At 69.5% G+C, this 14,960-nt stretch carries 13 protein-coding genes; 9 read left to right on the top strand and 4 right to left on the bottom strand.

Features of this window, described 5'->3' with window-relative positions:
* Nucleotides 1–65 precede the first annotated feature (65 nt).
* The 4 genes from QMK22_RS12075 to QMK22_RS12090 are packed head-to-tail and all read right to left on the bottom strand — an operon-like array spanning nucleotide 66 to nucleotide 3,220.
* On the bottom strand, nucleotides 66–1,232 hold the full coding sequence (locus tag QMK22_RS12075) for a sulfate/molybdate ABC transporter ATP-binding protein (RefSeq protein WP_283497895.1): 1,167 nt from the start codon (nucleotides 1,230–1,232) through the stop codon (nucleotides 66–68).
* Nucleotides 1,226–2,077 (bottom strand): ABC transporter permease, encoded by an 852-nt coding sequence (locus QMK22_RS12080; protein WP_283497896.1) that lies wholly within the window; start codon nucleotides 2,075–2,077, stop codon nucleotides 1,226–1,228. The genes QMK22_RS12075 and QMK22_RS12080 overlap by 7 nt, the downstream gene beginning before the upstream one ends.
* Nucleotides 2,064–2,822: a molybdate ABC transporter substrate-binding protein gene (gene modA / locus QMK22_RS12085; RefSeq protein WP_283497897.1), complete on the bottom strand. Its 759-nt coding sequence runs from the start codon at nucleotides 2,820–2,822 to the stop codon at nucleotides 2,064–2,066. Before modA ends, QMK22_RS12080 begins: the two co-directional genes overlap by 14 nt.
* Nucleotides 2,819–3,220 carry a TOBE domain-containing protein gene (locus QMK22_RS12090; RefSeq protein ID WP_283497898.1) on the bottom strand — a complete coding sequence of 134 codons (402 nt, stop codon included), beginning with the start codon at nucleotides 3,218–3,220 and terminating at the stop codon, nucleotides 2,819–2,821. The genes modA and QMK22_RS12090 overlap by 4 nt, the downstream gene beginning before the upstream one ends.
* Before the next feature lie 506 nt (nucleotides 3,221–3,726).
* Between QMK22_RS12090 and QMK22_RS12095 the strand changes: the two genes are divergently transcribed.
* From QMK22_RS12095 to moaC, 9 genes are all read left to right on the top strand, one after another.
* Nucleotides 3,727–4,701: an FHA domain-containing protein gene (locus QMK22_RS12095; RefSeq protein ID WP_283497899.1), complete on the top strand. Its 975-nt coding sequence runs from the start codon at nucleotides 3,727–3,729 to the stop codon at nucleotides 4,699–4,701.
* Complete coding sequence (locus tag QMK22_RS12100) at nucleotides 4,691–4,912, top strand: hypothetical protein (protein ID WP_283497900.1); 222 nt, start codon at nucleotides 4,691–4,693, stop codon at nucleotides 4,910–4,912. The genes QMK22_RS12095 and QMK22_RS12100 overlap by 11 nt, the downstream gene beginning before the upstream one ends.
* Nucleotides 4,909–6,252 (top strand): EsaB/YukD family protein, encoded by a 1,344-nt coding sequence (locus tag QMK22_RS12105; protein ID WP_283497901.1) that lies wholly within the window; start codon nucleotides 4,909–4,911, stop codon nucleotides 6,250–6,252. The genes QMK22_RS12100 and QMK22_RS12105 overlap by 4 nt, the downstream gene beginning before the upstream one ends.
* A complete protein-coding gene (locus QMK22_RS12110) occupies nucleotides 6,252–7,133 on the top strand; it encodes a hypothetical protein (protein ID WP_283497902.1) in 882 nt (293 codons plus the stop codon). The genes QMK22_RS12105 and QMK22_RS12110 overlap by 1 nt, the downstream gene beginning before the upstream one ends.
* Nucleotides 7,130–11,095: a type VII secretion protein EccCa gene (gene eccCa / locus QMK22_RS12115; protein ID WP_283497903.1), complete on the top strand. Its 3,966-nt coding sequence runs from the start codon at nucleotides 7,130–7,132 to the stop codon at nucleotides 11,093–11,095. Before QMK22_RS12110 ends, eccCa begins: the two co-directional genes overlap by 4 nt.
* A complete protein-coding gene (locus QMK22_RS12120; RefSeq protein WP_283497904.1) occupies nucleotides 11,092–11,682 on the top strand; it encodes a hypothetical protein in 591 nt (196 codons plus the stop codon). The genes eccCa and QMK22_RS12120 overlap by 4 nt, the downstream gene beginning before the upstream one ends.
* An 85-nt stretch (nucleotides 11,683–11,767) precedes the next feature.
* On the top strand, nucleotides 11,768–13,075 hold the full coding sequence (locus QMK22_RS12125; protein WP_283497905.1) for a ThiF family adenylyltransferase: 1,308 nt from the start codon (nucleotides 11,768–11,770) through the stop codon (nucleotides 13,073–13,075).
* A gap of 3 nt (nucleotides 13,076–13,078) precedes the next feature.
* Nucleotides 13,079–14,446, top strand: coding sequence for a molybdopterin molybdotransferase MoeA (locus QMK22_RS12130; protein ID WP_283497906.1), 1,368 nt, complete (start codon nucleotides 13,079–13,081; stop codon nucleotides 14,444–14,446).
* Entirely contained in the window at nucleotides 14,443–14,958 is a 516-nt protein-coding gene (gene moaC / locus QMK22_RS12135; protein WP_283497907.1) for a cyclic pyranopterin monophosphate synthase MoaC, read from the top strand. The genes QMK22_RS12130 and moaC overlap by 4 nt, the downstream gene beginning before the upstream one ends.
* The last annotated feature ends 2 nt before the right edge of the window (nucleotides 14,959–14,960 follow it).

The raw sequence follows: 14,960 nt of genomic DNA on the forward strand, positions 1-14,960 counted from the left end.
CGGCATCCGCCTGGTGACGCCGCATGACCACGCCCGGTCCGGACCGGTTGGCTGAGCGGGCGGTGTCAGAGAGCGTAGGAGACCGCTTCGGAGGAATCGAACGCGAAGAACGCGAGGGTGCCCGGCTCGATGTCGATGTCGGCGATCGCCCGGGGAATGAGGTCGGCGAAGAGCACGTCGGACCGCACCCGCACGACGTCGCCGCGAGGCTCGATATCGCGCACGAGCGCCCGGAACACCGTGAGGTTCGAGCCCCGCGGTGCGGTGCGGTAGACCATAACGTTCGCGGGCCGAACGACCACACCGACTCGCGTGCCGACCGGGATGTCGGCGGGGACGGCGTCGGTGCGCGGCAGGACGACGGATGCGTCGGCATCCGTCACTACGCCGGCCGGCGTGCTCGTTCCGGTGATGAGGTTGAGGGCGGCGAGATCGGCGGTGAATCGCGTGCGTGGGCGTTCCAGGACATCGCGGGTGGGTCCCTCTTCAATGATGTGACCGTCGTGCATCACCACCACGCGGTCGGCGAGGGTCAGGGCGTCGAGCACGTCGTGGGTCACGAGCAGAACCGTCTGGTCGACGAGCACCCGGCGGAGCATCCGTCGCAGGAGCGGGGCGGCGGCCACATCCAGGGCGGAAAGCGGCTCGTCGAGCAGCAGGAGTTGCGGTTCCGCGGCGAGGGCGCGGGCCACGGCCACGCGCTGCGCCTGTCCCCCGGACAGCTCGGTGGGTCGGCGGTCGGCGAGTTCCGTGGCGTCGACCTCGTGCAACCAGTGCAGCGCGCGGGAGTGCGCCTCGTGTCGGCCGGCGCCGGAGCTGCGCGGCCCGAAGGCCACGTTCGACGCGGCGCTCAGGTGCGGGAACAGCAGTGGTTCCTGCGCGAGCAGGGCCACACCCCGCGCGTGCGCGGGCAGCCAGCGCTCGCCTCGGCTCGGCATCCGCTCCGGGATCGGCCGCTTCACGAGCGCCATCCGCTGGTCGCGATCTGTTCTGGGGGCGGCATCAGCCGCAGCGTGACCAGGGCCGCGGGAACCGGGGCTGCCTAGGTCGAAGAGGATGCGCCCGGCGAGTTCGGCGCGCCCCGTCTCGGGCCGCACGAGGCCGGCGAGCACACCGAGCAGGGTGGATTTTCCGGCGCCGTTCGGCCCCAGAATGGCGACGGTTTCACCCCGGGTGACCCGCAAGGACACCTCAAGGCCCCGCTCCGGCATCGATGCGTCGATGCTCAGCATCGGGGGGCCCGACGCAGAAAGCCGGTGGCGGGGTTGGCTCCGCGGTGGGCGAAGCCCACGACAAGCACCGCCACGACGACGAGCACGAGCGAGAGGGCGACCGCGGCATCCGGGTCGATCTCACGCTGCAGATAGATCTCGAGCGGGAGGGTGCGCGTGACGCCCTGCAGGCTTCCGGCGAACGTGAGCGTGGCACCGAATTCGCCCAGCGCCCGGGCGAAGGAGAGCACGGCGCCGGACACCAGCGCCGGCAGCACGAGCGGCAGGGTGACCCGGCGAAGCACGGTGGTGGGAGCCGCGCCGAGCGTCGCCGCGACAGCTTCGTAGCGGGTACCCACCGCGCGCAGACCGCCTTCGAGACTCAGCACGAGGTACGGCAGCGCCACGAATGTCTGGGCGAGCACGACGGCCGTGGTCGAAAAGGCGATCTGGATGCCCAGCAGCTCAAAGGTCTCTCCGAGCAGGCCGCGTCGTCCGAACGTGTAGAGCAGGGCGATCCCGCCCACCACCGGAGGGAGTACGAGCGGGAGCAGAACGAGTGGGCGCAGCAGGCGAAGCCCGGAAAACCGGGTGCGGGCGAGCACGAGTGCCATCGGCACCCCGAGCAGAATGCACAGCACCGTCGCGACGCTCGACGTACGCAGGCTGAGCAGCAGTGCTGAAACGGATGCTTCGCTCGTCACCAGCTCGAGGAAGTTCCCCCAGTTGACCCGGCCGACCATCGCCACCAGGGGAAGCAACACGAAGAGCGCACCGACGGCGGCGATCCCGAACACCCAGCGCGGAACGGCGTCGACGCGGGCTGTTCCCGGCCTCCGGCGCGAGCGCTCGTCAGGGGGTGCCAAAACCGGCCGCTTTCAGAATCTCGCGCGCGGCCGGGCCGGTGACATACTGCGTGAACGAGGTAGCCAGGGCCGGATTCGTCGACGCGGCGAGCGCAGCGATCGGATACGTGTTCACCGCGCCGGTCGACTCGAGGAACGGCACGCCCTGCACGCTCGCGCCCGCCGACCGCACGTCGGTGACGTAGACGAGGCCGGCATCCGCTTCACCCGAACTCACCTTGCCGAGCACATCGGTGACGGATGATTCCTCGCTGACCGGCGTGAGGGTGACGCCGGTGTTCGTCTCGAGGGTGACGGTGGCCGCGCCGCACGGCACCCGTGGCGCGCAGACAACCGTTTTCACCCCGGGCCGGGCGAGGTCGGCGAACGACGCGATGCCGGCCGGGTTCCCCGGCGGAACGGCAATGCTGAGCGTGTTGGTGGCGAAGTCGACGGGGCGGTCGGCGAGGTCGGTAGCGGTGAGCTTGGCCATGTTGGTGGTGTCGGCAGAGGCGAAAACGTCGGCGGGGGCGCCCTCGGTGATTTGCGTGACGAGGTCGGAGGACCCGGCGAAGTTCAGGGCGATGGTGGTGCCGTGGTGCTCCGCCTCGTAGGCTGCCGCGATCTGCGTGAACGGCGCGGTGAGGGAGGCGGCCGCAAAGACGGTGATCTGCCGGCCCGGATTTGCCGCCGTGGGCGCGCACCCAGCAAGAGCGATGAGCAGTGCCGCGGCGAGAATGACCGGCACCGCGCGCGGCGACGTCATGCGCGACCCGGCGTTTCGACGATCACGTTGGTGGCCTTGATCACAGCCACGCTGAGCGAGCCGACCTCGAGCCCGAGCTCGCGCACGGCCTCGCTTGACATGAGCGAAACCACGCGATGCGCACCGCACTGCAGTTCGACCTGGGCCATCACGGTGTCCATGGTGATGGCGGTGACGATGCCGACGAACCGGTTGCGGGCGCTGCGGCCCACACTGGACGGATCGGTGGGCGTACTCGCCTGCTCGGCAGCGAAGGCGGCGAGTTGGGCGCCGTCGATGGCGAGGCGTCCGGCGGAATCGGCCGCGGCATCCAGTCGCCCGGTGTCGACCCAGCGTCGCACGGTGTCGTCGCTCACTCCGAGCAGCTCGGCCGCCTCGCTGATCCGATAGTGCGTCATAATCAGCACAATATCACCGCATTTGCGGCTACGCCTAGCGTGCGCCGCTCCCCGGTCCCGGTCCTCCCCGGCCGTCGGCGTTCCCGGCTTCCCCCTCATCTTTCCCGGCTTCCCCTGCGCATAACTCCTGCAAATTGCGACCGACCGATACTCTCGCCCCGGAATCACGCGCATCTTTGGCGGGGCCCGGTCAAATTGCAGGAGTTATGCGCTTCAACCAGGGTCGGTCTGGCTGCACGGACGAGAGGCTGCTGGGCTGCACGGACGAGAGGCTGCAGGTCTGCACGGACGAGGGGCTGCTGGGCTGCACCGACTGAGAGTTTGCCAATCTGTGCGCGGTGATTCAACGCGTGAAGCCGGTAGTCTATGACCCACACAGGGGGACTCTGCCCAGCCCCGGGCACCATTGGGGGATATTCATGGGAAGTGCACTGGTTGGCGCGATCAGCTGCGGCCGGTGCGGCGCCCGGCTCGCGCAGCGTGGTGCGTATTGTTCCCGTTGCGGCGTGATCCGGGTAGATGCGGCGCTCGGCCGCGCGCCTGACGCGGGGATGCTCGTGGGCGTCGTCGCCGCCACGCTGGGCCGACGGAGCTGGGCTTATCTCATCGATGCCGCGCCGCTGGTCGTACTGCTCGTGGCCATGCTGGTGCTCGGCTTCAGCAGCGGGCCGACCGCTGCGCTGGTGTGGTTGGCCGCCGTCGCCCTCTGCTATATCGGCGCGCACTCGTTTCTGTATGCCCAACACGGTCGCTCGTTCGGCCGCTACCTGCTGCGGCTGCGCAGCGTCGATGGCCTCAGCGGAACCCCCCTCGGCGTCGTCGCCCTCGTGCTGCGCCCGCCACGCCCCCTCGGCACCCGGGTCACCGTCACCGCCGACCTCAGCCAGGGCCGCGACCCGCTGGCCGTGGTGCACGACCCGCTGGCCACAACCCGGCTGACCCCTCCCGCGTCGGCCACGCCCACGTCGGCCACGCCCACGGCCTCCACCGCCGCGGCCTCCACCGCCAAGCCTTCCGCTCCCAGGCCCTCCACTGCCTCGGCCCCGCCCGATTCGTCTCCGAGCTCTCCCGACGGGTACGAACCGCAGAAACGGTCGACCGACCACGTCACGATTGTGCTCGACAGCGGCCAGACCCAGCAGGTACGCACCACCCTGCTGATCGGCCGGCGGCCGGCGAATCAACCGGGCGGCGCGCAGCATCCGCTCTTCCCATGGACCGACATGTCGCGCACCCTGTCGAAAACCCATGCCCTCATCAGCTGGTCCGGCACCGCGCTCATCGTCACCGACCTCGGCTCGGCCAACGGCACCACGCTGATAACGGATGCCGGTGAGCGGCAGATCCTGCCGGCCGGCGTGGGCGTCGCTGCGGCGCCCGGCTGGAGCGTTCACCTCGGCGACCGTTCGTTTTTGGTGCGCGGTGGCACCGCGCAGTATGTGTTGAACCCGACCGAAAGTGAATTGATCGATGTCATCTGACTCAGATGTGCTGCTCCTCGAAACCGTCAAAACGCATCGGGCCCGGTTGCGGGCGGCCTTTCTGTTCGGTGAGCTCACCGAACGTCGCGCGGCCAACGACAACGTGCGCCGGTTCATCGGCAGCATGGTGCTCGCCGCGGTCGGCTGCGCCGCCTGCGTCGGGGTCTCCTTCGTGATCAATCTGCTCGCCGCGCGGGCGGCCCAGTCATGAGCGTATTCACACGGCTCACCGTTGTGGGCCTCAGCCGCAAAGCCGAGATCGTCGTACCCAACGAAGAAACCGTCGCTGCGCTCATTCCGCAGCTGATGGACCTGCTCGACGAGAAAACCGCCTCGGTCGCGCGCCCGTTCACCCTGATCAGATCCACCGGGCAACAGCTCGACACCGCCCTCACTCTGGCCGAACAGAACGTGGCCGCCGGCGAGCTTCTGCGCCTGCTGCGCGTCGACGAAGCACCGGCCCCGCCCGAAGTCGCCGATGTGACCGATGTCGTGGCCGAAGCCCGCGATGACCGCCGCGGGCTGTGGAGCCCGTCGCATCGGCGCGGCGTCGGAGCCGGCGCGATCGGCCTGTTTGCGGCGGCGGCAGCCTGGTCGTGGGCACACGACGCCGTCTGGTCACCGCAAAACGTCACGATCATTCTGATCGGCTTCGCGGTGCTGGTCGGAGCAGCGATCACCCTCGGCCGGATCGGTCGGCAGTGGCCGGCCATCGCCGTGAGCGCGACAGCCCTCGGCCTGGTTCCCGCGCTCGCCTTTCAAATCGCGCTGGCCGTGCACCCCGCAGCGGCCGTATTTTCGGTCACTGCGCGCACCGCGGCAACGACAGGGTTGTTCACTTTCGTGCTCGGTTGGATGGTGATCGGACTCACCCTCGGCGTTGGACTGCGCATCGGTCCCGCCGTGCGCGCCAGCTACATCGGGGTTCTGCTGGGCGCCCTCGCGCTGGTCGCCGCGGCCATCGGACTCGATGATCTGCAGATTGCTGCCGTCGTCGGTGTGGTCGCCACCTTCATCTGCGGCCTGCTGCCCTGGCATGCCATGAGCACCTCGGGCCTGACCGGGCTCGACGACCTCGTCATTGCGGGCCGGCTCACCCAGCGCGACACTGTGCTCACCACCGTGAACGACGCCTACCGGTCGCTGACCTGGTCGACGGTGGCGGTGGCGCTGCCGCTGCTGGTCACCGCGAGTGTGCTCGCCGGATCGCAGGATGGCTGGGCGATCGCCCTCGGCGCGGCCGTGCTGCTCGTGACGGTGCTGCGCACCAGGGCTTTTCCGCTCGCGGTGCAGGCAATCGTGCTGTGGACAAGCGCGGTGGTGGCCATTCTGGTGGTTGCCCTCGCGCACAGCACCGACCCGTTCGTGGGCGGTTACCTCGCCCTGGCAGCCCTCGTCAGCGTCGTCGCTGTCGCGGCGAATCCGCCGGCGCACGGCCGGGCCCGCCTGCGCCGACTCGGCAATGCCCTCGAAATGGTGGCCGTCGTCTCGCTGCTGCCGGTACTGCTCGGCGTCTTCAAGGTCTACCCCGACCTGCTCGGAACGTTCTAGTGCCGCTGCTGGGAATTCGTTCGGCGCCGCTGGCAGTGTGGGGCAGCGCGAGCGCCCACCTGCACGATCTCAGCCGAGCGGATGCCGCCATTCGCGCGCCGCTGCCCCTGAACCGACGGATCGGCGTGGTGCAACTCGCCGGCGGCACCGGAGCCTCGATCGTGGCGGCGAGCTTGGCGAGCATTTTCGCGACCCGCCGCACCGGTCTCATCCTCGGGGTCAACGCCTCGGCCGGCACCAACAATATGCTCTGGCAGGCGGGCATCGTCGATAACCCCGGGGCGAGCGCGCTGGGCCTGCGCCCGCTGCGCGCATTCGCTTCACCCTCGTCGGCTGCTGAGGCAGCGGACGGATTGCTCCGCTCCCCCGCCGGACTGGTCGGGCTCGACCTGCGCGACCGCGCGCAACCGACCACGCCGGCGCCCAGCCGCATCTGGTTCGACCAGATCAACCCGATTTCACGATTCTTCGACCTCGTCGTCACCGACTGGGGCGTGCGTGGCTGGCAGATCGATCTGGCCCAGGTCACCCAGGCCAGCCACGTCGTGTGTGTCGTCTGCCGCTCGGAGCGGCACGCAGTGGAAGAGGCCGCGGCAGTGCTGCCGGCCCTGCGCGGGCTGGAAGACGGCCCGCGGGTCGTGCTGGTCATCGTCGACGTCGGCGGAACGGCCAGTCGAGGTGCCCCCGGCGCCCCGGCGCCGAGCGAAACGCCGGTGATTCGTATTCCGTACGACCCGAGCAGCGGCTCCGCGACCCCGCAGGCCAGCGCGGCCCGAGCCGCACGCACCCGCATCTCACACGCACTACTGGCGGGCACCGTCATGACCGAAGCACACCGATCGCTCGCCGCCGGGCGAGAGCACAGCGAGGCACGTCGATGACCCTCAAACTCGTCCACCGCCCCACCCGAGTGACCAGGCCGCTGCAGCGCCCGGAACTCGAGCTGATCTCGCCACCACCGGCAATGCAGGACGGCGCGCAGGGCGGCTTTCCGGTGCAGGCGCTGATTCCCGTTCTCGGTGCCGGCACCAGCGTCATCATGATGGTGACCCTGCGCGGTCAGGCCCTGTTCATGGTCATCGGTGCGCTCATTCTGATCGTGGCAATCGTCGGTGGGCTGGCCATGGCCCTCACCCAGCGCGGCAATGCGGCGCGCACTCGGCGGGTGCAGCGCGAGCGCTACCTCGACTACCTCGAAGTGCTGCGTGCCCGCATGCGCCGCACCGGCAAAGACACCCGCGCCACGGCGAGCCTGCTCAATCCCGACCCGGCCGCCCTGATCGAACTCGTTCGCGATCCGGGCCGGCTCTGGGAACGTCGCCGGCACCACGATGATTTTCTGCAGCCTCGCCTCGGCCTCGGCGACGTTCCCTGGTTCAACCTCTCGGTTCCGGCCGAGCCGAATCCGGTGCAACCCTTCGACCCGATTCTGGCCGGCGAGGCCGGTCAGGTCACCGCACACTACTCGATGGTGCGCGGCATGCCCGTCACGCTCAACCTCGATGGCGCCGGCACTGTCGCGATCATCGGTGAACGAGCGGATGCCGTTCAGGCCGCCCGGGCGCTCATTCTGCAGCTCGCCGCCCTGCACGCCCCCGACGATGTGCGCATGGCCATCGCCTACCCTCCCTCGGCGGCGTCCGACTGGGCCGGCGTTGATCTGCTCCCCCATTTCGTCGACGAGGCCACCTTCGACGGACCGATCCCGGCCCGTCGCGTCGCGTCCGACGCCGACGCGCTGCGCAAGGTACTTGGCCAGGAACTCGGCGACCGGGCCCAGCTGGCCGCGACCGCCAAGCGCAGCAGCGGCCGCAGCGGCGGCGCCGAGAACTCCCGCCTGATCGTGTTCATCGACGACTATGGCCACGTCGCATCCGCTCTGCCGGTGCCCGACGCCGACCTATCGCCGACCGACCTGCAAATCACCATGGTGCACCTGCTCAGCGATCGCCTGCACGAACCGAGCGATGTCACCGTACGGATGACCGTGGCCGATGGCGCGGCGGAGATCACCGACGCGCGAGCGGATGCCTCCGGGCAGGTTCTGGTGCAAAAGACCGAGCTCGATAAAATCTCCGGCGCCCTGTTCGAGACCGTCGCGCGGATGCTCACCCCGCTGCGGTTGAGTCTGACCCGGCAGGACGAGGTCGAATCGGCCAGAGCCGTCGACATTGCCGAATTGCTCGGCATCGGCTCGATCGCCGGCTTCGATACCCAAGAGGCGTGGGAGCCCCGGTCACCGCGCGACTTTCTGCGTGTGCCGATCGGGCTCGACGACTTCGGCGACCCGGTACTGCTCGACCTCAAAGAGTCGGCGCAGCTCGGCATGGGACCGCACGGTCTGTGCATCGGCGCGACCGGTTCGGGCAAGAGCGAGCTGCTGCGCACGCTGATTCTGGCGCTCGCTCTCTCGCACGGTCCCGACGATGTCAGCATGGTTCTGGTCGACTACAAGGGCGGCGCCGCATTCGCCCCGTTCGCCGGGCTTCCGCACGTGGCCGGCATTATCGACAACCTCGCCGACGATCCGCAACTGACCCAGCGTGCACGCGTGAGCATTGCCGGCGAGGTTGTGCGCCGGCAGAAGCTGCTGAAAGACGCCGACAATGCGCCATCGATCACGCACTACCGTGCGGTGCAGGCGACCCGGCCCGATCTGCCCCCGCTGCCGCACCTGCTCATCGTCATCGACGAGTTCGGTGAGTTGCTCGCCGCCGAACCCGATTTCGTCGACCTGCTGCTCACGATCGGCCGGATCGGCCGCTCGATCGGCGTGCACTTGCTGCTCTCCAGCCAGCGCATTGAGTCCGGCAAGCTGCGCGGCCTCGAGACCTACCTGTCCTACCGCGTGGGCCTGCGCACCTTCTCAGCGTCGGAATCGGCGATCGTACTCGACACCCCCGATGCCTTTCACCTGCCTGCCATTCCCGGATACGCCTATCTCAAGGTGGACACCTCGGTGTATCGCCGGTTCCGTTCGGGATATGTCTCCGGGCCGGCGGCCACCGACATGTCCCCGGCCGATGACGCGGCCACGGCCGTGCGGCTCGAAGCCCGACCGCTGCCGCTGTACAACGGGCTCGGACGCCGGGATGACACGGAAACCGCCGAAGAGGCACTGGCCCGGCCGGGCACCGGCCGGGTGCTGGTCGACGCGGCCGTCGACGAACTGCGCGGGGCAGCCCGGCCGGTGGCCCCGGTCTGGCTGGCTCCGCTGCCCGAGCGTTTTGCCCTGTCGCGCGTGCTCACCGACGAGCCCGTGACCACCATGCACGTGCCGATGGGGCTGCTCGACGAACCCGAGAAGCAGCGTCAGGACCCGTGGATGGTCGACCTGACCAGCAGCGGTGGCCACCTGGTCATTTTCGGTGCACCACAATCCGGGCGGAGCATGTTCCTGCGCACCATGGCGGCCTCGCTCGCCCTCACCCACACGCCGCGGCAGGTCAGCGTCTACGCCATGGACTTCACCGGGTCGGGCCTGACCCGAATCAACGGGTTTCCGCATGTGGGTGGCGTGGCGACCCGATCGAACCCGGACCGGCTCCGACGCCTACTCGAAGAGCTCGGCAGCATGCTCAACATGCGTGAACGTCTCTTCGCCGACCGTGGGATCGATTCGCTGCCGACGCTGCGGTCGCTGCACGCGGCCGGTAGTATCCCGGAGTTGGTCTCGGCCGACATCGTGCTACTCATCGACGGTTTCGGCGCCCTGCGCACGGAGTTCGAAGAGTTCGAACCGGCCCTGTACGATCTGCTGCAGCGCGGCTCCAGCTTTGGAGTGCACGTCGTGCTCTCGATGACCCGATGGAACGAGCTGCGGATGACGCAGCAGCCGCTGATCGGTACCCGCGTCGAATTGCGCCTCAACGACCCGATGGACTCGCAGGTCGGCCGCAAGCTCGCGGCGACCTTGCGCGCTAACCAGCCCGGGCGCGCGTTGACCGACGGCGGACTATTCGCGCAGATCGCGCTGCCGGTTCTGGAGGACACCGCCGACGAACTCATCGGTGTCGAGCTGGAGGCGCTCGCCGTGCGGTCCTCGCACAGCTGGAATGGACCCTCGGCGGCGCCCATCCGCTTGCTGCCGGAGCGCTTCTCCCGACGGGAACTCCCCGACGCGCTGGATTCTCCGGACGAACTGCCCATCGGGCTGCGGCAGGACACCATGGAACCGGCGTTCCTGGACCTCGCCGGCCGCGACCAGCACGTGCTCGTGTTCGGTGACCACGCCTCGGGCAAGTCCAACTTTCTGCTCGGCGTTATTCACGGGCTGACCGAGCGGTACACACCCGACGAACTGGTCATCGGCGTCATGGACGTGCGCGGCGCGCTCTCCAACGCCTGCGACGACGACTACCTCGGCGGTTCGGCCGAGTCCGGCGTTGCCGCGCGCACCCTGTCGACCGCAATCGCTGAGGAGCTCACGAGACGGCAGAATTCGGCCGACCGTTCCGTGGGTCCGCGCATTGTCATTATCGCCGACGACCTCGACGTTCTCGCCTCAGGAGGCACCGAACCGTTGAACCCGCTGTTGGCGTTTTTGCCGAGCGCCCGCGAACTGCGGCTGAACGTCATCGTGACCCGGCCGGTCGCCGGCGCCACCCGTGCACTGTACGACGTGGTGCTGCAGTCGCTGCGCGACACCGGTGCAACGACCCTGATCCTCTCGGGCGAGCGCTCGGAAGGCCAGATCTCCCCCGGCGTGTACGCCGAGCAGATGACGCCGGGTCGCGGCCGACTCGTGCGTCGCGGCGACCGCGCCCGGATCGTGCAAATCGTTGATGCCGCGGCGAACGAGGTTGCGCACAGCCCGGTCGAAGCGATCGAGGTGCCCGCATGACCGTGGCGCAGGCACCGCTGCACATCGTCGTCTCAGGAACGGCCGGCGGGGTTGGCACAACAACGATCACCGCGCTGATCTACGATCTGCTCGGATCGATGCCGGGGGGCGCGCCGACGCTGGCGGACCACTCGTCGGGGCAGCTGGGCATCCGCTTGCCGCACGGAGATAGTGCGCCGCGGATCGACAATATCGGGGTGCACGACCTCGGCCCGCACGCCGACGGCGAGGGACTCGACCTGGTCGAATCGGTCACGACCCTCGCCGTTATCGTCACCGCGAACACGCCGCTGGGCCTTGCAGGGGCGGAACGAACCCTCGCCACGATCGGCGCCCGGTACGGCGCGGCCGGACTCGCCCGGGTTACCGTCGTCGCCGTCGGAGTGTTCGGACCGGCGCGCACCCGGCGCCTGATCGCGCGCCTGCACACGGCGCGGGGGCGCGGCAGTCTCATCGTCGTACCGACCGACCCGGCGCTGGCCGGGTCGGGGCCGATTCCCCTGCACCAGCTCAATCGGCGCACGCTCGCCGCGGTGGCCGAACTCGGCGTGCACCTGCGCATGCAGATCGGGCTCTATCGGAGGTAGGGGTGGCGACGTGCGTCCGCTCAACCCTGGGTACCGTTTTCGGATGTGGGTCGCCGGTCGGCCGCGCAGCGCCTAGCGTTAAGCCATGGCCATTTCTCCTCTTGTCGAGCCCGTCGAACGGCTCAGCGCCGCCGAATCCGTGCGCACTGCCCGCCAGCGTCGTCTGCCCCAGCTCAACGAGCTCGGCCAGCGCCGCCTCGCCAACGCTCGGGTGCTCGTGCTCGGCGCCGGTGGTCTCGGCTCCCCCGCCCTGCTCTACCTCGCTGCGGCCGGCGTGGGAACCATCGGCATTGTCGACGGTGACGACGTGGAACCGAGCAACCTGCAGCGGCAGATTGCCCACGGGCAAGCAGATGTCGGCCGGCCCAAGGTGGACAGCGCCGCCGAGCGCATCGCCGAGATCGCCCCGGAAACCACGGTCGTGCGGCACGCCGAACGCCTCGTTGCGAGCAACGCGGCCGAGATCCTCGGCGGCTACCACGTGGTCATCGACGGCACCGACAACTTTCCCACCCGGTTTCTCGTCAACGATACCTGCGCGCGGCTCGGGTTGCCGCTGGTGTGGGCATCCGTTCTGCGGTTCGACGCTCAGCTCTCGGTGTTCTGGGCCACGCCGCCGGCCGACTCGGGAATCACCGGCGTGCACCTGCGCGACCTGTTTCCGACGCCGCCGGCCGAGGGCGCGGTGCCCAATTGCGCCGACGCCGGTGTTCTCGGCGCGCTGTGCGGCCAGGTCGGGTCGCTCATGGCCACCGAAACCATCAAGCTCATCACCGGAATTGGTTCACCGCTGATCGGTCGTGTGCTCGTCATCGATGCCCTGTCGGGCCGGTTCAGCGAGATTCCGCTGCTGGGCACCGGCATAGCGGCCGAGCCGACCGGCGCGGAAGTAGCCGCCAACGCAGCCGCCCTCGAAGCCGACAACGCGGCCGATGCCGCGAGCGCTGCCGCGGTGTCCGGCGTCGAACTCGTCGACCGCCTCGCCGCTTTGCGTGCGGGCACCGACAGCTTTCTCGTCGTGGACGTGCGCGAGCCGAGCGAACACGCCGAAAGCTCGATTCCCACGGCCAAATTGCTGCCCATCGGGGAGCTTTTGACCGAGGGAGTACTTTCGGACAGCGCCCGTGCATCGCTGCCCGAGGACACCCCGCTGATCGTGCACTGCCACGCCGGTGGCCGTGCCGCCCGGGCCGCCGCCGCACTGCTCGAGGCCGGATTCACCGACGTTTCGGTACTCACCGGAGGAATCGTCGAGTGGGATGACCTCGTCACGGCCGGGCGCGCGCCCGGGGTCGGCAGCCACTGGGCGTCGCTCGAGCCCGCCACAACCGGGCGGCATGCGTCCGCACGCGATGACTCCGGCAGCGCCGGCCCGTCCGACACCCTGGTTTAGGCCATGACCGCCCCCGAACGACACGACGCGCACGCACACCTCACACCGGCCGGGCGGGCGGATGCCTGCGCGCCGGCCGCCTCCGCTCGCACCGTTGTCGAGCAACTCGCCATCGTGCTCGGCAGCGTCGCTCCGCTTCCCGCGGTGCGAGTGCCCCTCGACGCGGCCCGCGGGCTCGTGCTGGCCGAGGACGTGTTGACTGCGACCGACACGCCTCCGTTCGACAACTCGGCCATGGACGGCTACGCGGTTATCCGCGCCGACCTGCTCGGAGCTTCCGCGCAGAATCCGATCACGCTGCCCGTGGTGGCCGACCTCGCTGCCGGCACCGCGGAGAACCCGCGACTGCTGCCCGGGCAGGTCGCCCGCATCATGACCGGCGCACCGATTCCCGATGGGGCGGATGCCGTCGTGCCGATCGAAGACACCGACCAGGGCACCGACCTGGTCGCGATCCGGCAGGCACCCGTCGCCGCAGCGCACATTCGTCGCGCCGGCGAAGACGCCCACGCTGGCGACCGGGTGCTCGCCGCGGGCAGCGTGCTGTGGCCGGCCCGGGTCGCGGCAGCGGCCAGCGCCGGAACCAGTACGGTGCTCGTACATCCCGCACCGCGTGTCGCCGTCATCTCCACCGGAAGCGAGCTCGTCACCCCGGGCAGTCCCACCCGGCGCGGACAGATTCCGGACTCCAACTCCTTTCTGCTGTCGGCGGCAGTCGCCGAAGCCGGTGGCATCCCCGTGCGGATCGGAGCCGTGCCCGACGATGACGACACCCTGCGCGCGGTGTTGGCCGAACTGGCCGGAACGGTCGACGTAATCGTGCTCTCCGGCGGCGTGAGCGTCGGAGCGTACGACGTGGTCAAAGCCGTGTTGCAGCCGCTCGGCACCGTGCACTTCGGACCGGTGAAGATGCAACCCGGCAAACCGCAAGGGTTCGGGCGCTGGCCCGCCGGCACGCAGGGACCGCTCATCTTCGCCCTGCCCGGCAACCCGGTGAGCGCCTACGTGTCCTTCGAGGTGTTCGTGCGTCCCGCGCTGCGGCTACTGCTCGGCCAGCCCGAGCTGCACCGCCGCCAGGTCACGGCGACCGTCGTCGACGGCTGGACATCTCCGCCCGGACGCGCCCAGTACATGCCGGTCGTTGTCACGACCGGCACCGTCTTCGAGCACGCACCGGCCGACAACCCCCGGGAAGCCAGCACGGGCGCCAGCACCGGCACCACCCGCGTCGAGGTGCGCCCGGCCTCCCGCGGCGGGTCGGGTTCGCACCTGGTCGCCGGCCTGGCGCAGGCCAACGGGCTGGCCATTATTTCTGAAGGCACGACTCAGGTTCGTGGCGGCGACCTCATCACTGTCATGCTGACATCATGACGCACACCACCGACACGACCGGCGCGGCCGTGCCCGCCCAGCTGTTCACCCATCTCGATTCGTCCGGGCAGGCCCGGATGGTCGACGTGACCGATAAGGTTCCGACCGTGCGCAGCGCCACGGCCGCCGGATTCGTGCGTTGCGGCGCCCCGGTGATCGCCGCCCTCCGCGACGGCACAGCGCCCAAGGGCGACGTGCTTGCCGTTGCGCGCATCGCCGGAATCCAGGGCGCCAAGAAGACCGCCGATCTGCTCCCGCTGGCCCACGTGATCGGCGTGCACGGCGCCGTGGTCGACCTGATCGTCGAGGATGACGGCGTGCGCATCACCGCCACCGTGCGCACCGCCGACCGCACCGGCGTCGAAATGGAGGCGTTCACCGCCGTCTCGGTCGCCGCCCTCGCCGTGGTCGATATGGTCAAGGGGCTCGATAAATCCGTCACCATCGAAAACGTGCGCCTGCTCGCCAAGAGCGGCGGCAAAAGCGGCGACTGGCTCCGCGCCGAAAGCTGAGC

Source organism: Cryobacterium sp. PH29-G1 (assembly GCF_030063365.1).
GTDB lineage: Bacteria > Actinomycetota > Actinomycetes > Actinomycetales > Microbacteriaceae > Cryobacterium.